Here is a 22,690-nt window from a genome sequence, read left to right on the forward strand (position 1 = left end):
GCGCCGTTCAGCGCGCCCCGGCCGCGCCGGCCACCCGCCCCAGCGCTTCCCTGACGTCGCGCTCGAACTGAGCCAGCGCCGCCACGTCCGGCGCCGGCGGCTGCAACGCCGCCCACAGCACGCCGATCAGCTGCTCGGCCGTGCGCTCCGCATCGAGCTCGCGCCGGCCCAGGATCGCGTCCCACAGCACGTGCTCGATCGGCCCGAACACCAGCGAGCGCAGCAGGCTCAGGGGCAGGTCGGCCCGCACCTGCCCCTGAGCCTGCCCGCGCGCGAGCACCTTCATCAGCGGCGCGGTATAGCGCCGCTGCAGCGCGCTCAGCTCGTCGCCGAGCATCTCCTGCCTGGCGCGCCCCTCCGACAGCACCAGCGCGCACAGCCCGGTGCCGTTTACCAGCATCAGCCGCAAATGGGTGCGCACGATGAAGGCGAACTGCTCCCGCACCGGGGCGAGCGCCGGCAAGCCTGCCTCGAAGGTCGCGATGTTCTCGTCGTACCAGTCCGCGATCACGCGCGCGCACAGCTCGCGCTTGCCGCGAAAGTAGCTGAACACGGTGGCCTCGGACACCCCCACGCGCTGCGCGATCTCGGCTGCGGTGGCGTGCTCGTAGCCTTTCTCCGCGAACACCTCGCGCCCGGCGCGCAGGATCTCCTGCACGCGCTGCTGCGACTTGCGTCCGGCGGGCGCGCGGCTGCCGTCGGCGCGCTCGGACTTGACGGGGCTGCTCGTCATGATGGATTTCCGTTCCGCTCGATCGATGGGGCCGATGATAGCCGAGTCCGGCCAATATTTTGAGTGTCACTCAAAAAAAACAATTGACGCATGATTGGGCTAGGCGCGACACTAGCCGCCATCAAATGGCATCGTTCATTCGACCGGCGCCCGGGCAATTCTGAGCAAAACTCAGATCGATGTGCCGCACCGGCTCGGCCGACCGCACTTTCTGGAATCGGAGGAGGAGACATGAGCAACCTGCCCGGCGTGCAATTCATGCTCGGTGAGGACATCGAGATGCTGCGCGACGCGATCGCCACGTTCGCCGCGAAGGAGATCGCGCCGCGCGCGGCCGAGATCGATCGCACCGACCAGTTCCCGATGGACCTGTGGCGCAAGTTCGGCGAACTCGGCGTGCTCGGCATGACGGTGGGCGAGGAGTACGGCGGCGCGAACCTCGGCTACACGGCGCACATGGTGGCGATGGAGGAAATCTCGCGCGCCTCGGCATCGGTCGGCCTGTCCTACGGCGCCCATTCGAATCTCTGCGTCAACCAGATCCATCGCAACGGCAGCGAGGCGCAGAAGCGCCGCTACCTGCCGAAGCTGATCTCGGGCGAGCACGTGGGGGCGCTGGCGATGAGCGAGCCGAACGCGGGCTCGGACGTGGTCAGCATGAAGCTGCGCGCCGACCGGCGCGGCAGCCACTACGTGCTGAACGGCACCAAGATGTGGATCACCAACGGCCCGGACTGCGACACGCTGGTGGTCTACGCGAAGACCGATCCGGAGGCGGGTGCGCGCGGCATGACGGCGTTCATCGTCGAGAAGGGCATGAAGGGCTTCTCGGTGGCGCAGAAGCTCGACAAGCTCGGCATGCGCGGCTCGCACACGGGCGAGCTGGTGTTCCAGGACGTGGAGGTGCCCGAGGAGAACGTGCTGGGCGAGGTGGGCAGCGGCGTGAAGGTGCTGATGAGCGGGCTCGACTACGAGCGCGCGGTGCTGGCGGGCGGCCCGACCGGCATCATGGCGGCCTGCCTCGACGCGGTGGTGCCGTACATCCACGACCGCAAGCAGTTCGGCCAGTCGATCGGCGAGTTCCAGCTGATCCAGGGCAAGGTGGCCGACATGTACACGAACTTCCAGGCCTGCCGCGCCTACCTCTACGCGGTGGGCCGCCATCTGGACGCGGCCGGCAGCCACGTGCGCCAGGCGCGCAAGGACTGCGCCGGCGTGATCCTCTACACGGCCGAGCGCGCCACCTGGATGGCGGGCGAGGCGATCCAGATCCTCGGCGGCAACGGCTACATCAACGAATATCCGGTGGGCCGGCTCTGGCGCGATGCCAAGCTCTACGAGATCGGCGCGGGCACGAGCGAAATCCGCCGCATGCTGATCGGCCGCGAACTGTTCGCCGAGACGGCGTAAGCGCCGCGCGGAGCCGACACGATGCCGATCCTCGAATCGAAACTGAACCCCCGCTCCGACGAATTCCGCGCCAACGCGGCCGCGCTCGACGCGCTGGTGGCCGACCTGCGCGAGAAGATCGAGCGGCTCGCGCAGGGCGGCGGGCAGGCCGCGCGCGACAAGCACGTGGCGCGCGGCAAGCTGCTGCCGCGCGAGCGCATCGCGCTGCTGCTGGACCCGGGCTCGCCGTTCCTCGAACTCTCGCAGCTCGCCGCGTTCGGCATGTACAACGACGACGCTCCTGGCGCCGGCATCATCACCGGCATCGGCCGGATCGCCGGGCGCGAGTGCATGATCGTCTGCAACGACGCCACCGTGAAGGGCGGCACCTATTACCCCGTCACCGTCAAGAAGCACGTGCGCGCGCAGGAGATCGCGGCCGAGAACCGGCTGCCCTGCGTCTACCTGGTCGATTCGGGCGGCGCGAACCTGCCGAACCAGGACGAGGTGTTCCCCGACCGCGACCACTTCGGCCGCATCTTCTACAACCAGGCCAACCTGTCGGCCGCCGGCATCGCGCAGATCGCGGTGGTGATGGGCTCGTGCACGGCCGGCGGCGCCTACGTGCCGGCGATGAGCGACGAATCGATCATCGTCAGGGAGCAGGGCACGATCTTCCTGGGCGGCCCGCCGCTGGTGAAGGCGGCCATCGGCGAGGAGGTCAGCGCCGAGGACCTGGGCGGCGGCGATGTCCACACCCGGCTGTCGGGCGTGGCCGACCATCTCGCCCGGAACGACGCGCACGCGCTCGCGATCGCGCGCTCGATCGTCGCCCACCTCGGCGCGAAGGCCGCGCCGCCGCTGCCGCTCAGCGAGCCGCTGCCGCCGCGCTACGATCCGGCCGAGCTGGCCGGCGTGATCCCGGCCGATACGCGCAAGCCGTTCGACGTGCGCGAGGTGATCGCGCGCATCGTCGACGATTCGGCCTTCGACGAATTCAAGGCGCGCTTCGGCACCACGCTCGTCACCGGCTTCGCGCGGATCTGGGGTCATCCGGTCGGGATCGTCGCCAACAACGGCATCCTGTTCTCCGAATCGGCCGTGAAGGGCGCGCATTTCATCGAGCTGTGCTGCCAGCGCAAGATCCCGCTGGTGTTCCTGCAGAACATCACGGGCTTCATGGTGGGCCGCAAATACGAGAACGAGGGCATCGCGCGGCACGGCGCGAAGATGGTCACCGCGGTGGCCACGGCGAAGGTGCCGAAGTTCACGGTGATCATCGGCGGCTCGTTCGGCGCCGGCAACTACGGCATGTGCGGCCGGGCCTACTCGCCGCGCTTCCTCTGGATGTGGCCGAACGCGCGCATCTCGGTGATGGGCGGCGACCAGGCCGCCTCGGTGCTGGCCACGGTGCGCCGCGACGGCATCGAGGCCAAGGGCGGCAGCTGGTCGGCCGACGAGGAGGCCGCGTTCAAGGCGCCGATCCGCGAGCAGTACGAGCGGCAGGGCCATCCGTACTACGCGAGCGCGCGGCTGTGGGACGACGGCGTGATCGAGCCGGCGCGCACGCGCGACGTGCTCGGGCTGGGCCTGGCCGCCGCCATGAACGCGCCGATCGAGCAGACGCGCTTCGGCGTGTTCCGGATGTAAGGAGGCAGGCATGCGGTACGAGACCAGATACGAGACGATCCGCGTCACCGAGGAGCAGCGCATCGCCACGGTCACGCTCGCGCGGCCCGAGGTGCGCAACGCGTTCAACGAGACCATGATCGCGGAGCTGACGGCCGCGTTCGGCGAGCTCGACGCGCACGACGGCATCCGCGCGGTGGTGCTGGCCGCCGAGGGGCCGGCGTTCTGCGCCGGCGCGGACCTGAGCTGGATGCGCCGCATGGCCGGCTATAGCGACGACGAGAACCGCGCCGACGCGCGCCGGCTCGCGCGCATGCTGGAGGCGGTGTACCGCTGCGGCAAGCCGGTGATCGCGCGCGTGCACGGCGACGCCTACGCGGGCGGGGTCGGCCTGGTGGCGGCCTGCGACGTCGCGATCGGCGCCGAGCCGGCGCGCTTCTGCCTCTCGGAGGCGCGGCTCGGGCTGATTCCGGCCACCATCGCGCCCTACGTGGTGCGTGCGCTCGGCGAGCGCGCCGCGCGCCGCTACTTCACCACCGCCGAGGTGTTCGGCAGCGCGCGCGCCGCCCAGCTCGGGCTGATCCACGAGGCGGTGCCGGCCGAGGTGCTCGACGCGGCCGTCGCGCAGCTGGGCGACGCGCTGCGCGCCAACGGGCCGGGCGCCGTGCGGGCCGCCAAGCGGCTGGTGGCCGAGGTGGCCGGCCGCGCGCTCGACGACGCGCTGATCGAGCAGACCGCCGACTGGATCGCGGCGACGCGCGCGGGCGCCGAGGCGCGCGAGGGCATCGCCGCGTTCCTCGACAAGCGCACGCCGTCATGGCGCGAATGAGGCCGCTGCGCTGGCGGCCCGCCGGCGCGGGGCGCTAGCCCGCATCGCGTCCCTGATTCGCCGTCCCGGCCTTTCCGAACCCCGCTTACCGAATCCCGACCGACCATGTTCGACAAGATCCTGATCGCCAATCGCGGCGAAATCGCCTGCCGGGTGGCGGCCACCTGCCGCCGTCTCGGCATCGCGAGCGTCGCCGTCTACTCGGACGCCGACGCGAACGCGAAACACCTTGCCGCCTGCGACGAGGCGGTGCCGATCGGCGGCGCGGCCGCCGCGGACAGCTATCTGCGCGGCGACCGCGTGATCGCCGCCGCGCTGGCCACGGGCGCGCAGGCGGTCCACCCCGGCTACGGCTTCCTGTCCGAGAACGAGACCTTCGCCGAGGCCTGCGCGGCCGCCGGCCTGGTCTTCATCGGGCCGCCGGTGCAGGCGATCGCGGCGATGGGCTCGAAGGCCGCCGCCAAGGCGCTGATGCAGCAGGCCGGCGTGCCGCTCGTGCCCGGCTACCACGGCGCCGACCAGGACCCCGCGCTGCTGCATCGCGAGGCCGACGCGATCGGCTACCCGGTGCTGCTCAAGGCGAGCGCGGGCGGCGGCGGCAAGGGCATGCGCGTGGTCGAACGCTCGGCCGATTTCCCGGCCGCGCTCGCCTCGTGCCAGCGCGAGGCGGCCAGCAGCTTCGGCAACGATCGCGTGCTGATCGAGAAATACCTGCTGCGCCCGCGCCACGTGGAGGTGCAGGTGTTCGGCGACACGCTCGGCAACACCGTCTACCTGTTCGACCGCGACTGCTCGGTGCAGCGGCGCCACCAGAAGGTGCTGGAGGAGGCGCCCGCGCCGGGCCTGTCCGACGCGCAGCGCCGCGCGATGGGCGACGCCGCGGTGGCGGCCGCGCGCGCGGTCGGCTACGTGGGCGCCGGCACCGTCGAATTCATCGTGACGGGCGAGCAGTTCTACTTCATGGAGATGAACACGCGCCTGCAGGTCGAGCATCCCGTCACCGAGATGGTGAGCGGGCTCGACCTCGTGGAGTGGCAGTTGCGCGCCGCCTCCGGCGAGCCGCTGCCGCTGCGCCAGGAGGCGCTGCGCGTGACCGGCCACGCGATCGAGGCGCGGCTCTATGCCGAGAGCCCGGCGCGCGGCTTCCTGCCTTCCACCGGCACGCTCACGCACCTGCGGCTGCCCGAGGGCGTGGAGTTCGCGACCGGCGCGCCGGTGCGGGTGGACAGCGGCGTGCGCGAGGGCGACGCGATCACGCCGTTCTACGATCCGATGATCGCCAAGCTGATCGTGCACGGCGCCGATCGCGCCGAGGCGCTCAAGCGCATGGCGCGCGCGCTGCGCGAGTGCGAGGCGGTGGGGCTCGCCACCAACGCCGCGTTCCTGCAGCGGATCGTCGAGAGCGCGCCGTTCGCGAGCGGCGACCTCGACACCGGGCTGATCGAGCGCCATCACGACACGCTGTTCGCGCCGCGCGCGCTGGCCCCGGCGGCGGTCGCGCTGGCCTGCGCCGCGCTGCTCGCGCGCGAGCGCGACGCGGCCCAAAGCGGCGGGGCCGGCGCCGCGATCGCGCCCGGTGCCTCGCCGTGGCAGGCGCTGCCGGACTGGCGGCTCAACGGCGCTTACACGCGCACGCTGGCCTGGCGGCCGGCCGATCAGGAGGCGGCGGTGACGGTCCGCTACGAGCGCGGCGCGCACGGCGAGCGGCTTGCGATCGGCGATGCGGCGGCGGCGCCGTTCAGCTGGCAGCGCGGCGCCAGCGCGCGCGAGTTCGTGGTGACGCTGGGCGGCGAGCGCGGCGCCGGCCGCGTGGTGGCCGAGGGCGACACGTTCCACGTGTTCGTGCAGGGCGCGGCCGACACCCTCGAATGGCTGAGCCCGCTCGCGCATGCCGGCGACGCCGAGCACGGCGGCGGCCGGCTCACCGCGCCGATGCCGGGCAAGGTGATCGCGGTGCTGGTCGAGCCGGGGCAGGCGGTGGAGGCGGGCGCGCCGCTGATCGTGATGGAGGCGATGAAGATGGAGCACACGATCGGCGCGCCGAGCGCGGGCGTGGTGGCCGAGGTGCTGTACGCGGTCGGCGATCAGGTGGCGGACGGCGCGCAGCTGATCACGCTGGAAACGGCGGCTTGACCGGGCGCGGCATGAAGGTGCCGCCGCGGGCGGCCGCTTGCCCGCGCCGCGCCAGCCGATCCGGACGCGGCCCGAGCCCGCTGCCGCGCCGATCGCCGGGCCGGCCCGAGCGGGTCCGTGCCCGCAGAACCGGTATCCGGCCTGCCGGCTGCCTTGCTGCGACGACGCGTGCGACGGGTTGGAGGCGGTGTCGTAGCGCAGCGAGACGTGCAGGCGCCCGGGCCATACTGGAGCGCCGCGGTGCCGGCCGCACCGCGCTGCCGCTCAGCTTCAGCTGCGACGCCAGGGCCGGGGCTGACCTCGATCGCCAGCGCGGCGCCGCCGGCCTGCGTTGGCCCCGGAGCGCTTGCCGCGCCGCGCGCGGATCGGCCCGATTCGAGGCGAAATTCGCGAAACATGCCGCCCGTGGCTGATAAATTGCGCTCCTGGCCCCGGAAACGCGCGAGAATTCGCCTCTCGTGTCTAGCAGGTGCGGAGGAATCCATGGAAATGTCTCGCCCGAGGCCGGGCGCCGTCGCCGTCGTGCTCTGGGCGGTGCTGTATCTGGTGAGCGGTCAGCTGTCGCGTCAACTGAACGGGCCGGTCGGTCTGCCCGGCTATATCTGGCTGCCGGCCGGCGTCACGGTGGGCGCCTTCATGCTGCGCCCGCCCGGTGAATGGCCGGTGCTGGCCGCCGCGTTTCTGGTCGCCCAGCTCGCGCTGGCCGCGGTCGAGCACGGCAGCTACCCCGACACGCTGGTCTACGCGCTGATCGCGATCGGCTCGGCCGCGCTCGCGGTCTGGCTGGTGCGGCGCGTGCGGCTCTCGCTGGAGGGCCTGTATTTCCTGCGCTCGATGATCTCGGCCGCGCTGCTCACCAGCCTGTTCGGCGCGCTGGCGAGCGGGGCCTGGCGCGCGTTCATGCAGGGCTCGGCGTTGCCCGACGTCGCGTTCGTCTGGGCGGCCTCGGACTTCGTCGGCATCCTGCTGGTCGCGCCCGTGCTGGCGTCGTGGTCACGCTTTCGCGCGCACCGCTCGGGTGACCACGAGCGCTTCGACATCGGGCTCGGCATCGTATCGTTCGCGCTGCTGGCGGCCAGCGCCTGGGCGATCTTCGACAGCGCCGGCGCCGGCACGCCCGCCGGCGCGATCGGCTTCGCCGCAACCTACATTCCGCTGTTCCTGACGGTGGCGGTGACGGTGCTGCTGGGCGGCCGAGCCGGCTCGCTGTCGGTGCTGGTGCTCGCCGTGATCGTGATCCTGCAGACCGCGGACGGGGACGGGCCGTTCTCGCTGCTGGAAACCTCGCGCGGGCGCTCGCTGCTGGAGGCGCAGCTCTATCTGGCGGTGGCCTCGCTGCTGGTGCTGACGGTCAGCACGCTGAAAACCGGCAACGAACGCGCCAGCGCGCGCGCCGACACGCTCGCCAGCAACATCGCGCTGGCGCTCGCGAGCGCGGACCAGGTGGCCTACGTGCTCGATCCGGCCACCGATACGCTCGAATGGAGCGGCGACCTGCAGCGCGCGTTCGGGCCGGGCGCCGAGGCCGCGCAACTCGCCAGCGTGGCGCGCGTGCTCGAACGGCTGGCGCCGCCCGATCGCGACACGCTGCGCCGCCACTGGCGCGCCGGCGCGGCCGGCCAGCCGGGCGAGCCGGTGAGCTTCGGCATCGTGCAGCCGGACGGCGCGATCCTGCGCGTGACCGACCGCGGCGCGCCGCTCAGCTACGCGAACCTGGACGTGACGGTGGTGGCGGGCGTCTGGCAGATCGCGCGCGGGCCGGCCGGCGCGGCCGGCGCCTGAGCGGACGGTCCGCATCATGTCCGGTCGCACCGGCGTCCTGCTGATCCACGGGCTGGGCGGCACCGAGTACGATCTCGGCTCGCTGCACAAGGCAATCCGTCGGGCCGGCGGCGACGCGCACATCATCACGCTGCCGGGCCACGGCACGCGGCCCGAGGATCTGGTCGGGGTCCGTGCCGAGGCCTGGCTCGACGCCGTCACCGCGCAGTATCGCGTGCTCGAGGCCGAGTACGACACGCTGCACGTGGCGGGCATGTGCATGGGCGCGCTGGTCGCGCTGCTGCTGTGCCACCGCGTGCGTCACGCGAAGGGGCGCCTCGCGCTGCTGGCCGCGCCGGTCTACATCGACGGCTGGTCCACGCCCTGGTATCGCACGCTGCGCCACCTGCTGTATCGCGTGCCGGGCCTGACCGAGCGCATGCGCGTGGAGGAGGGCGAGCCGTTCGGCATCAAGAACCCGGTGATCCGCGCGCTCGTGAAGAAGAAGTTCGCACGCCAGGACCGCTTCCATTACCCGTGGGTGCCGCTCGCGACGATCCGCCAGGTCGACCGGATGCGCGCCTGGGTGCGCGCGGCGGCGCCCGACACGCCGTGCCCCACGCTGATCCTGCACGCGCGCGAGGACGAACTGACGAGCCTGCGCTCGGCGCGCTTCCTGGAGGCGGCGATGCCCGATGCGCGCTGCATCGTGCTCGAGAACAGCTATCACATGATTTGCGCCGATAACGACCGCGACGCCGTCGCGCGGCATGTGCTCGCGTTCTTCGGCTTCGATCCGGCCCACGCGCAGAGCCCGGCGATGGCGCGCCGGCTGGCGCGCGGGGGCGGCTCGGACGAGGCGGCGCATGCGCTGGGCGACGCGCCATGAGCGCGGGCGCCGCCACGCACCGCTTGCGCCGCTTGCGCCGCTTGCGCCGCGACGGCGCCAGGCAGGCGATGCGCACTCCGCCCGCGCCAGCCGTGCTCGGCGTTGTCCGCGCGCATCGCCGCGCGCCGCGCGCTGGCGGCCGTGCCGCGCCGCTGCGCTATGATCACGCCTTTTGAGCGCGCCGCCCGCCGGCGCGAGCGCATTTCCGACTTCCCGATGACACGACGATTGCCCGCGGCCGCGCTGCGACAACTCCCGCGCACGACCGCGCTGCCCCGCCGGCTGCGCCTCGGCCTGACCGTGATGGCCGCGCACGCGGCGGCGGTGGCGGCCGCGCCGGCCGACCTTGCCGCGCCGGCCGCGGCGGCATCCCCGGCCCCGGCCGGCACGGCGCCCGCCGCCCAGACGCTGCCCGTCATCGACGTGTCGGCCGCCGCCGGCTCGGCATGGCGCGCGCGCACCGCCTCGGTGACCGGCCGCGACGACGCGCCGATCCTCGACACGCCGGCCTCGATCACGGTGGTGAGCGCCGAGCGCATCGCCGACCGGCAGGCCAGGACGCTCGCCGAGCTACTGCGCGAGGACGCCTCGGTCAACGCCGACTACACGCCGGTCGGCTATTACGGCAACTTCACGATCCGCGGCTTCCCGCTCGATCCGGCCAGCGCGCTGCGCGAGGACGGCCTGACGCTGTCGGGCGAGCAGAACGTGCCGCTCGAGAACAAGGCGCGCGTCGAGATCCTGAAGGGGCTCGCCGCGCTCGACAGCGGCGTGCTCTCGCCGGGCGGCGTGGTGAACTTCGTCAGCAAGCGGCCCGAGAACGTATCGAGCGTGACGGCCGGCACGGACAGCCGCGGCTCCAGCTCGGCCTCGGTCGATCTCGGCCGCCGCTTCGGCCCGGACAACCAGTTCGGCTTGCGCGTCGAGGCCGCGCGCGAAAACATCCATTCCTATGTGGACGGCGCGAACGGCCACCGCACGTTCGGCTCGCTCGCGGCCGACTGGAACGTCACGCCGCGTGCCAGCCTGCAGGTGAATGCCGAGTTCCAGAACTGGATCCAGCGCTCGGTGTCGGGCTATCAGCTGCTGGGCGGCACGGTGGTGCCGCCGGCCGCCTCGGCCTCGAAGCTGCTCGGCCTGCAGCCCTGGGCGAAGCCGGTGACCACCGACGCGCTGAACCTGAACGCGCGCTTCGACTATGCGCTCGACGACGCCTGGCGCCTCTACGTCACGGCCGGCCGCAGCCGCACCATGATCGACGACGACGTGGCGTTCGCCTACGGCTGCGCCCATGTGCCGAGCTGCGGCGCGGGCGGCAGCTCGCCGTTCTTCTTCGCCTCGAACGGCGATTTCGACGTCTACGACTACCGCAGCCCCGGTGAATACCGGCGCAACGACGAGCTGCGCGCGGCGGTGGACGGCAAGTTCCGCACCGGCGCGCTGCGTCACGACCTGCTGTTCGGCGTGGGCGCGCTGCACCGCGTGGTACGGCTGTCGAATTCGGTCTACGACTACGTGGGCAGCGAGAACATCGACGGGCCCGATCTCGGTTTCGATCCGTCGCCGAACCAGCCGAGCGTGTCGTTCCCGCAGCTCGACGCGTGGCAGGTGTCGCTGTTCGGCACCGACCGCATCAGCTTCGGCGAGCACTGGCAACTGCTGGCGGGCGGCCGCCAGGTGCTGCTGCGCCAGCGCGCCTGGACCAGCCAGGACGGCCCGGCCGGCCGCACCGACCGCAGCAAGTTCCTGCCGCAGCTCGCGCTGGTCTACAAGCCGGTCGCGCCGCTGACGTTCTACGGCTCGTACAGCCGGGATCTCTCGCTCGGCGACCAGGCGCCGGTGCGCGCGAGCAACGCCTACGCGTTCCTGCCGCCGCTCGAATCGAGCGCCTATGAGCTCGGCGCGAAATACGACTGGGCCAATCGCGTGACGCTGACGGCCGCCGCGTTCTCGATCAGCCGCCCGTTCCAGTTCGCGCAGCCCGACGATTCCGCCGCCGGCTATACGTTCGTGCAGCGCGGCCGGGAGCGCCACGACGGCATCGAGCTGGGCGCCGCGGGCCGCCTGACCGAGCGGCTGGCGCTGAACGCGAGCCTCGCGGCGATCCGCGCGCGCGCCTACGACTCGGGCTCGCCCGCCTACGAAGGCCACCAGGTGATCAACCTGCCGGCGCTGCGCGCGACGCTGAACGCCGACTACGCGGTGCCGGGGCTGCCCGGCTTGCACCTGCTCGGCGGGATCGAATACAGCGCGAGCCGCAACGCGAACGAAGAGGGCACCACGCGCGTGCCGGGCTGGCTCGTGTTCAACGCCGGCGCGCGCTATACGACGAAGCTTGGCGGCCACCGCGTCACGGCCCGGCTGTGGGTCGACAACCTGTTCAACCGCTATTACTGGCGCGATGCCGGCGAGCAGCAGGGCGACGCCTACCTGTTCCTCGGCGCGCCGCGCACGGCCCGGCTCTCGGTCACCTGCGACTTCTGATCCGGCCCGCCACGTTCTCCGGAGACGTCAACCCATGTCCCCCCTCGAAATCACCGGCGTGATCGTGAGCGCGCTGGCGATCTGGCTGGCCGCGCGGCGCAGCATGCTGTGCTGGCCGGTCGGGCTCGCCTCGGTCGCGCTCTACGCGTGGATCTTCTTCGATGCGCGGCTCTACTCGGACATGCTGCTGCAGGGCGCGTTCGCGCTGCTGCAGCTGTACGGCTGGTACGGCTGGCTGATGCAGCGGCGCGAGCGCGCCGGCGAGCCGGTGGCGCCGCAGCGCGGGGTGGGGCTGCGCCGGCTCGCGCCGGGGCTGGCCGCGGCCGTGGTGCTGAGCGCGCTGCTGGGCGGCGCGATGGCGCGCTGGACCGACGCCTCGCTGCCCTACGTCGACGCCACGCTGACCGCGTTCAGCCTGGTCGCGCAGTACTGGACCGCGCGGCGCTATATTGCGTCATGGCAGCTCTGGTGCGTGGTCGATACGGTCTATGTCGGCATGTTCGTGTTCAAGGCGCTCTACCTGACGGCCGGGCTCTACGCGCTGTTCGTGGTGCTCGCCGGGATCGGCTGGCGCGACTGGGCGCGCGCGCTGGCCCGCGCCGATGCCGCGGGCGCAGCCGCGCTGCGGCCCGACGGCAGGCCATGAGCGCCCCGTTTTCCGGAGACCCGCTGGTGACGTCCGATTCCCGCTCCGATGCCGATTGCGCGGCCGATCGCCGTGGCTCGCCCGCGCCGCGCGCCGCGCGCCGCGACGACGCGGCGCTCGTGCCGCCGCAGTTCACCGTGGACGGCGAGACGAACGAACGCGACTGGCCGCTGATCACGCGCGCCGAGCTGGACCGTGTGCTGGCCGCCTATCCGCGGGTGGGCGCGCTGGCCTCGCTGTCGTGGCACAGCCCGCGGCCGTTCTCGGCGGCCGTGCTGGCCACCACCGAGTCCGGCGCGGGCGTGTTCGTGAAGCGCCACCACCGCAGCCTGCGCGACGTGGCCGGGCTCGAGGAGGAGCACCGCTTCATGGCCCACCTGCGCGACCACGGCGTGCCGGTGGCCGAGGTGCTGGCCGACCGGCACGGCCGCACCGCCAGCACGCATGGCGACTGGACCTACGAGGTGCATGCCGCTTCGCCCGGGGTGGACGCCTATCGCGGCGTGATGTCCTGGAAGCCGTTCTTCCATGCCTCGCACGCGGCCGCGGCCGGGCGCATGCTCGCCACGCTGCATCGCGCGGCGGCCGGCTTCGACGCGCCGGCGCGCGCGCTGCGGCCGCTCCTGACCAGCTTCCGGGTGCTGTCCTCGCCCGATCTGGGCGGCGCGCTCGAGGCCTGGGTGGCCGCCCAGCCGCGCCTGGCGCGCGCGCTCGAGGCACGCGCCTGGCGCGACGACGTGGAGCGCGTGATCGGGCCGTTCCACCGCGCGCTGGTGCCGTGGCTCGACACGCTGGCGCCGCTGTGGACGCATGGCGACTGGCATGCCTCGAACCTCTTGTGGACGAGCGGCGAGGCGGGCGCGCAGGTGGCGACCGTGCTCGACTTCGGGCTGGCCGACCGCAGCTGCGCGGTGCTCGACATTGCCACCGCCATCGAGCGCAACATGGTGGACTGGCTCGCGCCGGCCGGCGCGCGGCGCATCGAATTCGAGCACCTGAGCGCGCTGCTGGACGGCTATGAATCGATCCTGCCGCTGTCCGGCGACGCGTATCGGGCACTCGCGGCGCTGCTGCCGATCGCGCATACCGAATTCGCGCTGTCCGAAGTCGAGTATTTCAACGGCATCCTGTCGTCGCCGGCCGGCACCGAGGCCGCCTACGACACCTATCTGGTCGGCCACGCGCAGTGGTTCGCCGGCGCGGACGGGCAGCGGCTGCTCGACGCGATCCGGGCGCGTCGGCCGGGGCGGTGAGCGCGCGGCCTGCCGGCGAGCGAGGCCGCTTTTTGAGCGGGCCGTGCCGTGCGGCACGGGCCCGCCCGACACGCGCAGAGGCGAACGGCGAGGCGAACGGCAAGGGGCGGCCGGACTCGGCGTGCCGCCGCCCGCACTCAATATCCGGACCGCCCGGAGCATGCCGCCGCGCCGCCGCGGCCCCGATTCGCACCCGGCACCGAAAAACCAGGGATAACCCTGCTACGGCGCGGGGCCGATGCTGCCGTTATTACAGACGCCGGCTCAACCCAGTCTCGTAACCCGTCGATAGACGATTGCTCCCATGCCCAACATGACCCTGAACCGGAAACTGACGTCGATGATCGCGATCCTCTGGATCGGCCTGCTGCTGATCGCCGGGTTCGGCGCGTGGCACGCCCGCTCGTCGATGATCGACCAGCGCCGCGCGGCGCTATCGGCGCTCGTCAGCGAGGCCTACGGCGTCGCCGATCATTACTATCAGCTCGCCCAGCAGCACACGCTGTCCGAGGACGAGGCGAAGAAGCGCGCGCTGGAGGCGATCTCGGCGATGCGCTACGGCAGCGACGGCTACGTGTACGTCAACGATTCGCAGCCGGTGATGATCATGCATCCGATCAAGCCCCAGCTGAACGGCACCAATCTCGCGAATCTGACCGACCCGAACGGCATCCACGTGTTCCTCGAGACCGTCAAGGCCGGCAACCAGGCGGGGCCGGGCGAGGTCGGCTACGTCTCCTACCAGTGGCCTAAGAGTCGCTAACACAAGTCATCCACGAATCTGGAGCAGATGACGGCGGCAGCCAGGACAAGCAGAGCGGTATGAATATCGAGGCGTCGTTCGAAGCGAATTCGAAGCTTGCCGAATCCGGCGAACCAGGCATGCGTACGCTCGACGACCCAACGATGCCTGCCCAGCCGTTCGCTGCTTTCGATACCGCGGCGTGCAATACGAGCCTTGATGCCGCGCTGTCTCAGATAACGTCGACAACGCCCGAAGTCATACCCTTTGTCAGCGTGCAGTTTGCTCGGGCGCTTGCGTGGCGGACCGTTCAGCCCGGGTACCGCAGGAATGGCATCGAGCGTGGACTCGAATGCCATCGAATCGTGGCGGTTGGCTCCCGTGATCGTGACGGCCAGAGGAATGCCGCGTGCATCTACGACGATGTGTCGCTTCGATCCGAGCTTGCCGCGGTCGGTCGGGTTGGGGCCGGTTTCCTGGCCCCCCGGGGGCTGGAGACGCTGGCTCCATCGAGGCTGGCGCGTTCCCAATCGATCTGGTCGTGCTCACGCAGCCGACGCAGCATCGCCAGATGCAGCCGGCGCCATACACCGGCCGCTTGCCAGTCTCGCAGACGTCGCCAACACGTCATGCCACTGCCGAAGCCCAGTTCTTGCGGGAGGTCTTCCCACGGGATACCGGTTTGCAGCACATATAGGATGCCGTTGAGCGCAGCTCGGTCATCGACCGTGCGCCGCCGTCCGCCCTTGGGCGATGGGGTGAATTCCGGAATCAGCGGTTCCAGCTCCACCCACAACTCGTTGCTGATTTTGCGTCTTGCCATATCGCAGACGATACGACTTCTGCTACGTCATGTCTAGGTTATGTTAGCGGCTCTAAGCCGGGCGCCGACGCGCCGGTGGACAAGTCCAGCGCGGTGCGCCGCTTCGCGCCGTGGGATTGGTACATCGCCACCGGTATGTACATGGACGACGTGCGCGCCGCGCTCTACGCGGACATCCTGGTCTGGCTCGGCGTGTCGGGCGCGCTCGGCGCGGTCTCGACCGTCCTGATGCTGATGGTGCTGCGCAGCGTGCGGCACAGCCTCGGGGGCGACCTGGAGGAGGCCGTCGATACCGCGCGCCGCATCGCGCGCGGCGACCTGACCGCGCGCGTCGCGCTGCGCGGCGGGGACCACGGCAGCCTGCTGCATGCGCTGCATGCGATGCAGACCGGGCTCATCGAGATGGTCTCGCGGGTGCGACTCGGCACCGACAACATCAACGTCGGCGCCAACGAGATCGCGGCCGGCAACACCGACCTGTCGCAACGGACCGAGCAGCAGGCCGCGGCGCTCGTGCAGACCGCCTCGAGCATGGACGAAATGACCACGCACGTGCGGCAGAGCGCCGACAGCGCCTCGCAGGCCGCGCAGCTGGCCGGGCAGGCCGCCGGCGTCGCCACGCGCGGCAGCGACGTGGTGGACGACGTGGTGCGCACCATGGACGCGATCACCGACAGCTCGCGCAAGATTGGCGACATCATCGGCGTGATCGACGGCATCGCGTTCCAGACCAACATCCTCGCGCTGAACGCGGCGGTGGAGGCGGCGCGCGCGGGCGAGCAGGGGCGCGGCTTCGCGGTGGTGGCCAGCGAGGTGCGCTCGCTCGCGCAGCGCTCGGCGAGCGCGGCCAAGGAGATCAAGTCGCTGATCGAGACCTCGACGGCCACCGTCGAGCAGGGCGCCTCGCTCGTCACGCACGCCGGCTCGACGATGCAGGAGATCGTGCAGTCGGTGAAGCGCGTCAACGAGATTCTCGGCGAAATCAGTCAGGCGGCCGGCGAGCAGCGCACCGGCATTGAGCAGGTGAACCGCGCGGTGGGCGAGATGGATCAGGTGACCCAGCAGAACGCCGCGCTCGTCGAGCAGGCCGCTGCGGCCGCCCATTCGCTGAAGGATCAGGCAGAGAACCTGCGTGAGGCGGTGACGCGCTTCGCGCTGCCGGCGTGAGGACGAGATGAGGACGATCAGAACGGTGAGGACGGTGGGGCGCGCGCCGCGCGCGATGGCCGGGCCGCGCCAGCCGCGCCCGCGCGGCGCGCTCAGCTCGGTGTCAGCACGACGAGGCCGGCGAGCTGCGCCGTGGGCAGCCAGAGCGCCAGCTCGGCCCGGAGCTCGTCCACGGGGCGTCGCGTGCGGCGCGCCGTGGCACGCGTGCAATCGCTGAGCGTGGCCGCGCCCCGCGCGGCGTGGCGCAGCGCGAAGAACTGCCAGTCGGCGAGCCGCTCCATCGACACGCGAAACTGCAGGCGGCGGATCGCGACGTAATCGCGCCGCGACTCGGCCGGCTGGTGCGATTCCTGGCCGCGCAGCCAGGGCCGGAAGCTGTCGGCCGGATGGCGCAGCGCGAGCAGCCGCGTGGTGTCGGGCAGGCTCACCGAATAGGCGTCGCCGGCCAGCATCGCCAGGCCCCATAGCGCGTCGGGCGGCGCCGCGGCGGGCGCGCGGCCTTCCTGTCCGGCCGCGCGGCCGGATTCGGCGATGGCGCGCTCCAGCCGCGCCAGATCGAGCGCGAAGGTCTGCGTCGGCGGCCGGCGCGCACCGTGCGCCGCGCGTCGCTGCGAATCCAGCAGAAACGCCGGAAACCGCGCGCCGAGCGTGTGCAGCGACGGCGAGCACGACGGATGCCGGCTCAGGTAAGCACGCGCGAAGAAGCCGAACAACTGTGGGCCGAGCATGCGCCGCAGCGCCGCAAACTCGGTTTCTAGGCACGAGATCAGCCGCAGCCAGTAGCCGTCGGCGTAGATCGCCAGGCGCCGGTGTGCATCGACGCCGGCCGGCGTCTCGACCACGGCCGCAATGTCGAGACCATGGCGCGCGCCGGCCAGCGCGAGCCCGGGGCCGAGCCCGGCCGGGTGCGTGGTGGCGGCCTGCATCCAACCCTGCACGGCCGCCAGCGAGCCTTCACCGCGGTGCATGGCGTCATCCATCGATGCTCTCCGGCAGGGGCAAATGCAGCGGCGTGGAGGCAGCCATCGCCACGGCGGCGCCGGCCGCGCTGCCGCCCTCGGCCGCCGGCAGCGCTTCGCCGCGCGTCACGCGGCGCGCCTTGTCGAGTTCGGCGAGCAGCCCGTCGTAGCCGGGCAGGTTCGCATCCCATTCGAGCAGCGTGGCCACGCCGCCCGTGAGCTGCTGCGCGAGCGCGTAGAGCGCCCACACGCCGGGCGGCACCGGCTGGTCGTGAGTGTCGATCAGCGTGTCGCCCCATGCCGTGTGGCCGGCCAGATGGATCTGCACCACCTGGTCGTGCGGCAGCGCGCGCAGGTAGGCCTGCGCGTCGAAGCGATGGTTGAATGCGCTGACGTAGACGTTGTTGACGTCGAGCAGCAGGCCGCAGCCGGTGCGCTCGGCGAGCCGCGCGAGGAATTCGCATTCGCTCATGGTCGAGCTGCGGAACTGGATGTAGCTCGACGGATTCTCGAGCACCAGCGGCCGGCCGAGAAACTGCTGAACCGCGTCCACGCGCGCGGCGACGTGCTCGAGCGAGGCCGCGTGGAACGGCAGCGGCAGCAGGTCGTGCGAATGGTGCGACCCGAGCCCGGTCCAGCACAGGTGATCGGATACCCAGACGGCGCCTACCTCGTCCATCAACTGCCGCAGCTTGCGCAGATAGTCGAGATCGAGCGGCGAGTCGGAGCCGATCGACAGCGATACGCCGTGCATCACGATCGGCACGTCGGCGGCCAGCTTATCGAGCATCGCGCGCTGGTAGCCGGCGTCCTCGAAGTAGTTTTCCGAAACGATTTCGAACCAGTCGACGCGCGCGCCGCCGGCGAGGATGGCCGGCAGGTGCTGCGGGCGCAGCCCCACGCCGAAGCCGAGATTCGGCAGGCCCAGGCGCGGCGCGCGCGCCGGCCCCGGCCCCGGCCCGGCGTGGACCGGGCCGGGGCCGGCGGGCGGGGCCGCCGGGCCGGGCGCGTCAGGCTTGACGGTAACGGACATGCGGGCCTGGATCAGGTCGACGGCGGCAGGGCGATGCGCAGATCCGTGGCAGGCGGCGGCGTGTCCTGCGGCTTGTAGCTCGGGTCCTGATGAGCCCGCACCGTTTCCACGGCCTTCCATGCCGTCTCGTAGACCGAGTCGCCGTAATGGACCTGCTGGACCACCAACTGGCCGTCGGCATCCGTGAGTTCGGTCGGATGGCCGTCGGCGTCGAACTTGTAGAGCTGCATGGCCAGCGTCTCGCGCTTGGGATACAGCTGCGAGGCCGAGATCGGCACCGCGCAGCCGCCGAAGCCGCCGCACTTGTTGTCGGCCGGCGCGCTGTAAAACGTCGGTGCGCCGCAACCGCCGCCGACTTCGGCACCGGTGAGCTGCACGTTCGACGACGAGCAGTTGCCGCCGCCCTGGGTCGACTGGACGAAGCCGCAGCCGCCTTGCGTCGCGCAGAGATTGGAGCCCTTGCAGCTGTGATAGGTGGCCTGCGCCGCGCAGTCGGCGCCGCCCGAGCCGTCCAGCGACAGCGACTGGCAGGCGTGGTTCAGGACGCGCGCCGCGCCGTCCTGCCCGCCCGCGGAGGCTTCGGTCGCCGCGCGCAGGGTGGGCGTCTCGCCGTAGACCGCCCAGAACAGCGCGATGCGATCGCCCGAGCCGACCATCGACGGGAACGGGAATTCGACCGAGGGATCGGACCAGGACTTCGACAGCACCGTGGTGATGCCGGCGAGCGCGCCCTGGGCGACGTTGTCCAGCACGGTGGCCGGGGTGTTGCGCTTCAGCGCGTTCAGCGCGTCGGCCACCTGCTGCGGCTTCGGAATGTTGGCGGGCGCCTTGGACGCGTCGTAGTCGGCGGTCGTCAGCATCTCGGCCGTCCATTGCTTGCCCGCGGCATGCCATTGCCGCCAGGTCGTCAGGTTGCCGATCCATTGCTCGGCAATCCGGGCGAAGCGGTCGTAGTGCGGAATCTTGCCGTTGTCCACGCGGGCGATCGCGTCGTCGCTGTCGGGCAGCTTCGCGCCCACATCGTCATAGGACGGATAGTCCGTGGCGAGTGCGGTCGCATCGGGCTGGAACTGATCGAGCACCACGTTGGCCGCGAGCAGCGCAAGCGGGCGGGCCAGCGCCACGCCGCGCTGGCGCGCGGTCTCGTGGACCATGGCGAGATACGCCTTGATCGTGACCTCGCTGATGCCGCCTTCGCCCTGGTCGCAGATCGCCAGGACCATCTCGATGGCCTGCAGCTGAGCCTGCAGCGCGGAGGCCGCGCCGATCTGCGACGGCATCTTCGGATACTCGGCCATCGGGTGCGTACCCGCCTTGCTGTTGAAGAGGTCGCGCTGGCCGGCGAACATCTTTTCCCAGAGCGTCGAGCCGTCGGTGTACTGGATGGTCGTGTACTGGAGCAGGCAGTAGTACATCCAGCTGATCGTGCCGAACATCGGCAGGTCGGTTTCGGTATTGCCCGCCTTCCAGCCGTCGAACGGCGCCTCGGGGAAGTACGGGTACTTGCGCGTGCCCGCCGGCTTGAGCTGAGCCCGCGCGAGCTCGTCGTTCTGCTCGATGATCATGAACAGCTGGAGCTGGCTCGGCGTCAGGTCCGCGAGCGTGATGCCCGTCTCCGGCAGCGGCATATCCAGGTCCGTCAGGTCGATGATGTGCGGAATGACGGTCTGGCCCGGGCCGTAGCAGGTCCAGTTGTAGAGCTTGTCCTGCAGCGCCGGGCTGTTGAAGTCGGGTGCCAGGCCGAGCGTGGCGCACAGGTTCGACGCCATCTGCAGATGCAGCATTTCGTCGATGAACACCGAGAAGACCGTGTTGTAGGCCGACTGGTTGGCGATCGCGACGTCGTTGTCCTTGTCGCTCTGCTTCGGGTCCCGGTCCGGCACGCGCGCGATCGAGCGGCCCGGCCAGACGCGTCCCTTGTAGTAGTCGACATCCTGCGCGTTGATGGCGTGCGTGCCCTGGATCGACTTCATCGCGCTCATGTAGAGCGGAATGGTGAACAGTTCGACGTTCACCGCCGCCTGCAACAAGGCGCGTACCGCGGAGGCATCGGACAGGAAGTACTTGGGATCGCGAGCAGGGATCCGGGACGGATTCTCGGGAATCTTGCCGAGCATCGCTGAAGACGTGGTCATAAATACCTCGGTAGGGATTTTCCACCTCTACCCGGGCGGGCATGGTGGTTTGATTTTTTTGCATTCCCAAGGCGCGTGAGCCAGAGCGCCATGGCGGATATCGGCAATTCGTGCGGCCCCGCGAATTGAAACACCCGGACATTACTGGTGTGTTACTGCGATTGGCGGCCGCGGATTGCGATCATGCCAATGGCGGCCATCAGCCTACCGCAGAAAATATCCCGCGTGAATAAATTTTCTCGCAAGCGTTTGCGAAAGCGATTGGGTAATAATTGACCCGGCCCGTTATTTTTTATTTGATGCACTGCCGCGTGATTTGCAGTCTGCTTCCAGGCCGCCAGCCGCCGCGGCCCGGTTTCGGGATTTTCCCGATACCCGTTGCGAAAAACGAATGGCAGGTCGCGCTGCTTGATTCCGCTGCTTGATTCCATTGACCAGGCATTGCGCCCGAAATAAGCGCACGCATGCCATTCGACCCGCCAATATGCATGTCGGAGATAAATGCCGTCGATGAAACGGCAGCCGCTCGCAATCGGATCGTATTGCCGCTCGGCGCGATTCACGAGATTGTCATCCGGCACTGCTTGAATGAGCGCGCATCGACGAGGAGCGACCGAGGTCGCTCCTTTTTTCTTCATTCCGAGGAACGCCCATGAAAACACCCTGGATGGCCGTGGCCGCCGCCTGCCTGATCGCCGTCGCCCCGGTGCGGGCGCAAAGCTCGCGCACCAGCTGGGTGGTGAGCCAGATCTACGACTACAACCATCCGTTCGCGGCCACCGACAGCACCGATCTGGCGACCAAGATGTCGGCCATGGCGGCCGATTCGTTCGCGTTTTTCCGCGGCACCGCGCATCTGTTCTATCAGGACATGCGCACGCTGCCGGCCTCGAACTACACCACCTCGCAGACCGGCCACACCTGGATCGGCGGCGACGCTCACCTCGGCAACTTCGGCGCCTGGCAAGACAGCAGCGGCAACACGGTGTTCGGCGTCGACGACTTCGACGAGGGCTACCTCGGCCAGTACGTCTGGGATCTGCGGCGCCTGGCGACCAGCATGGTGCTGGCCGGCCGCGCCAACGGCATCGCCGACAGCGACATCGCCGCCGCCATCAAGACCATGGTCGGCGCCTATGTCGGTGAGATGGGGGACTTCAAGGGCAGCAGCGGCGAACTGAGCTTCCAGCTCAAGAGCGGCAATACCTCGGGCGTGGTGCAGTCGACGATCGGCGACGCCAAGGGCGACAGCCGCTCGAGCCTGCTTGCCAAGTACACGCAGGTGAGCGGCGGCGCGCGCAGCTTCCGGACCATCGCCGGTAGCCTGGTGCCGGTGGACGGCACGACCTACGCCAATCTCTCGGCGGCGATGAGCAGCTACCTCAGCAGCATCGGCTCGTCGAAGCAGTATCCGGCCAGCTACTACAAGGTGAAGGACATCCGCCAGAAGCTCGGCTCGGGCGTGGGCAGCCTCGGCAGGCTGCGCTACTACCTGCTGATCGAGGGGCCGTCCTCGTCCAGCTCCGACGACGTGATCCTCGAGGCGAAGCAGGAGACGGCGAGCGCGGTGGCCGTGGCCAGCGGCAACGGGCAGGCGCTCGTCTCCGCCGACGCCGGCAACGATGCCGCGCGCGCGGCGCTGACCAACAAGGCGCAGACGCTGAACGCCGACGTGCTGGCGGGCTATGCCACGGTCAACGGCGTGAATTACTACCTCCACGAGAAGTCCCCGTACCAGGAGGACTTCGACTACACGAAGCTGACCAGCGCGGGCAAGCTCAACACGGCGGCCGCCTATCTCGGGCAGGCGCTGGCCTCGGCGCACGCGATCTCCGATCAGGACTACGACAGCGCGATCGTGAGCTACAGCATCGACAAGCAGGTGAGCGAGGCCGTCACGAGCACGAGCGGGTTGCAGACCGAGATCTCGAACTTCGCGTTCCGCTATGCGGCGCAGGTGAACCTGGACTGGCAATCGTTCGTCGGCGCCTATCGGGCCGGCACGCCGCTGTATTGAAGCCGCGCTTGAAGCGGCAGCGGCGGGCTCGGGCGACTTGCACGCGGGGGGCGGCGCGGGCCGCTATC

Annotated in this window: 16 protein-coding genes and 2 pseudogenes; 12 read left to right on the forward strand and 6 right to left on the reverse strand. The window is 70.6% G+C overall.

Translation table 11 applies throughout. The annotated features are described in order from the left end of the window. Positions 1–7: 7 nt before the first annotated feature. On the reverse strand, positions 8–733 hold the full coding sequence (locus KS03_RS08545; protein WP_017425154.1) for a TetR/AcrR family transcriptional regulator: 726 nt from the start codon (positions 731–733) through the stop codon (positions 8–10). 231 nt (positions 734–964) lie between these two features. On the opposite strand from KS03_RS08545, the gene KS03_RS08550 reads away from it, so the two are divergent. The 10 genes from KS03_RS08550 (at position 965) to KS03_RS08595 (ending at position 14,509) form a co-directional block, all read left to right on the forward strand. Beyond that, on the forward strand, positions 965–2,143 hold the full coding sequence (locus KS03_RS08550) for an isovaleryl-CoA dehydrogenase (protein WP_012733906.1): 1,179 nt from the start codon (positions 965–967) through the stop codon (positions 2,141–2,143). 21 nt (positions 2,144–2,164) lie between these two features. Next, entirely contained in the window at positions 2,165–3,772 is a 1,608-nt protein-coding gene (locus KS03_RS08555) for a carboxyl transferase domain-containing protein (RefSeq protein WP_012733905.1), read from the forward strand. 10 nt (positions 3,773–3,782) lie between these two features. Continuing rightward, on the forward strand, positions 3,783–4,580 hold the full coding sequence (locus KS03_RS08560; RefSeq protein ID WP_012733904.1) for an enoyl-CoA hydratase/isomerase family protein: 798 nt from the start codon (positions 3,783–3,785) through the stop codon (positions 4,578–4,580). Between the two features lie 105 nt (positions 4,581–4,685). After that, positions 4,686–6,713, forward strand: coding sequence for an acetyl-CoA carboxylase biotin carboxylase subunit (locus tag KS03_RS08565; RefSeq protein ID WP_012733903.1), 2,028 nt, complete (start codon positions 4,686–4,688; stop codon positions 6,711–6,713). Between the two features lie 483 nt (positions 6,714–7,196). Further along, positions 7,197–8,495 carry an MASE1 domain-containing protein gene (locus KS03_RS08570; protein ID WP_012733902.1) on the forward strand — a complete coding sequence of 433 codons (1,299 nt, stop codon included), beginning with the start codon at positions 7,197–7,199 and terminating at the stop codon, positions 8,493–8,495. Positions 8,496–8,511: 16 nt separating this feature from the next. After that, entirely contained in the window at positions 8,512–9,363 is an 852-nt protein-coding gene (locus KS03_RS08575) for an alpha/beta hydrolase (protein ID WP_012733901.1), read from the forward strand. A gap of 216 nt (positions 9,364–9,579) precedes the next feature. After that, a complete protein-coding gene (locus tag KS03_RS08580) occupies positions 9,580–11,847 on the forward strand; it encodes a TonB-dependent siderophore receptor (protein WP_012733900.1) in 2,268 nt (755 codons plus the stop codon). A 34-nt stretch (positions 11,848–11,881) separates the two neighbouring features. Continuing rightward, positions 11,882–12,493 carry a nicotinamide riboside transporter PnuC gene (pnuC, locus tag KS03_RS08585; RefSeq protein WP_012733899.1) on the forward strand — a complete coding sequence of 204 codons (612 nt, stop codon included), beginning with the start codon at positions 11,882–11,884 and terminating at the stop codon, positions 12,491–12,493. A 26-nt stretch (positions 12,494–12,519) separates the two neighbouring features. Further along, positions 12,520–13,746, forward strand: coding sequence for a phosphotransferase enzyme family protein (locus KS03_RS08590; RefSeq protein ID WP_012733898.1), 1,227 nt, complete (start codon positions 12,520–12,522; stop codon positions 13,744–13,746). Between the two features lie 304 nt (positions 13,747–14,050). Beyond that, complete coding sequence (locus KS03_RS08595) at positions 14,051–14,509, forward strand: cache domain-containing protein (protein WP_043308184.1); 459 nt, start codon at positions 14,051–14,053, stop codon at positions 14,507–14,509. Here KS03_RS08595 and KS03_RS29755 read toward each other — a convergent pair. Then, positions 14,506–15,311, reverse strand: a pseudogene (locus tag KS03_RS29755) (IS5 family transposase). The gene KS03_RS08595 and the pseudogene KS03_RS29755 overlap by 4 nt on opposite strands. A gap of 54 nt (positions 15,312–15,365) precedes the next feature. Here KS03_RS29755 and KS03_RS08600 point away from each other — a divergent pair. Further along, a pseudogene (locus KS03_RS08600) lies at positions 15,366–16,478 on the forward strand (methyl-accepting chemotaxis protein); the annotation flags it as partial. A gap of 92 nt (positions 16,479–16,570) precedes the next feature. Here KS03_RS08600 and KS03_RS08605 read toward each other — a convergent pair. The 4 genes from KS03_RS08605 to KS03_RS31155 all read right to left on the reverse strand — a co-directional run bounded on the left by KS03_RS08605 (position 16,571) and on the right by KS03_RS31155 (position 21,243). Further along, the gene (locus KS03_RS08605) at positions 16,571–17,458 is read right to left on the reverse strand and encodes an HvfC/BufC N-terminal domain-containing protein (protein ID WP_017433876.1); all 888 of its coding nucleotides are present in this window, start codon (positions 17,456–17,458) and stop codon (positions 16,571–16,573) included. Continuing rightward, a complete protein-coding gene (gene bufB / locus KS03_RS08610; RefSeq protein WP_012733896.1) occupies positions 17,451–18,470 on the reverse strand; it encodes an MNIO family bufferin maturase in 1,020 nt (339 codons plus the stop codon). The genes KS03_RS08605 and bufB overlap by 8 nt, the downstream gene beginning before the upstream one ends. Before the next feature lie 11 nt (positions 18,471–18,481). Beyond that, a complete protein-coding gene (locus tag KS03_RS08615) occupies positions 18,482–20,605 on the reverse strand; it encodes a ferritin-like domain-containing protein (protein WP_012733895.1) in 2,124 nt (707 codons plus the stop codon). 152 nt (positions 20,606–20,757) lie between these two features. Next, the gene (locus KS03_RS31155; RefSeq protein ID WP_127913901.1) at positions 20,758–21,243 is read right to left on the reverse strand and encodes a hypothetical protein; all 486 of its coding nucleotides are present in this window, start codon (positions 21,241–21,243) and stop codon (positions 20,758–20,760) included. Positions 21,244–21,257: 14 nt separating this feature from the next. On the opposite strand from KS03_RS31155, the gene KS03_RS08620 reads away from it, so the two are divergent. Then, a complete protein-coding gene (locus KS03_RS08620; protein ID WP_232252147.1) occupies positions 21,258–22,622 on the forward strand; it encodes a DUF2252 domain-containing protein in 1,365 nt (454 codons plus the stop codon). The last annotated feature ends 68 nt before the right edge of the window (positions 22,623–22,690 follow it).

The sequence above is a fragment of the Burkholderia glumae LMG 2196 = ATCC 33617 genome (genome assembly GCF_000960995.1).
Taxonomy (GTDB): Bacteria; Pseudomonadota; Gammaproteobacteria; order Burkholderiales; family Burkholderiaceae; genus Burkholderia; species Burkholderia glumae.

Excerpts from the sequence above, each read along its gene's own strand:
- KS03_RS08545 (WP_017425154.1), bottom strand. The coding sequence starts at position 733 with ATGACGAGCAGCCCCGTCAAGTCCGAGCGCGCCGACGGCAGCCGCGCG.
- KS03_RS08550 (WP_012733906.1), top strand. The coding sequence starts at position 965 with ATGAGCAACCTGCCCGGCGTGCAATTCATGCTCGGTGAGGACATCGAG.
- KS03_RS08555 (WP_012733905.1), top strand. The coding sequence starts at position 2,165 with ATGCCGATCCTCGAATCGAAACTGAACCCCCGCTCCGACGAATTCCGC.
- KS03_RS08560 (WP_012733904.1), top strand. The coding sequence starts at position 3,783 with ATGCGGTACGAGACCAGATACGAGACGATCCGCGTCACCGAGGAGCAG.
- KS03_RS08565 (WP_012733903.1), top strand. The coding sequence starts at position 4,686 with ATGTTCGACAAGATCCTGATCGCCAATCGCGGCGAAATCGCCTGCCGG.
- KS03_RS08570 (WP_012733902.1), top strand. The coding sequence starts at position 7,197 with ATGGAAATGTCTCGCCCGAGGCCGGGCGCCGTCGCCGTCGTGCTCTGG.
- KS03_RS08575 (WP_012733901.1), top strand. The coding sequence starts at position 8,512 with ATGTCCGGTCGCACCGGCGTCCTGCTGATCCACGGGCTGGGCGGCACC.
- KS03_RS08580 (WP_012733900.1), top strand. The coding sequence starts at position 9,580 with ATGACACGACGATTGCCCGCGGCCGCGCTGCGACAACTCCCGCGCACG.
- pnuC (WP_012733899.1), top strand. The coding sequence starts at position 11,882 with ATGTCCCCCCTCGAAATCACCGGCGTGATCGTGAGCGCGCTGGCGATC.
- KS03_RS08595 (WP_043308184.1), top strand. The coding sequence starts at position 14,051 with ATGCCCAACATGACCCTGAACCGGAAACTGACGTCGATGATCGCGATC.
- KS03_RS08605 (WP_017433876.1), bottom strand. The coding sequence starts at position 17,458 with ATGGATGACGCCATGCACCGCGGTGAAGGCTCGCTGGCGGCCGTGCAG.
- bufB (WP_012733896.1), bottom strand. The coding sequence starts at position 18,470 with ATGTCCGTTACCGTCAAGCCTGACGCGCCCGGCCCGGCGGCCCCGCCC.
- KS03_RS08615 (WP_012733895.1), bottom strand. The coding sequence starts at position 20,605 with ATGACCACGTCTTCAGCGATGCTCGGCAAGATTCCCGAGAATCCGTCC.
- KS03_RS31155 (WP_127913901.1), bottom strand. The coding sequence starts at position 21,243 with ATGAAGAAAAAAGGAGCGACCTCGGTCGCTCCTCGTCGATGCGCGCTC.
- KS03_RS08620 (WP_232252147.1), top strand. The coding sequence starts at position 21,258 with ATGAAAACACCCTGGATGGCCGTGGCCGCCGCCTGCCTGATCGCCGTC.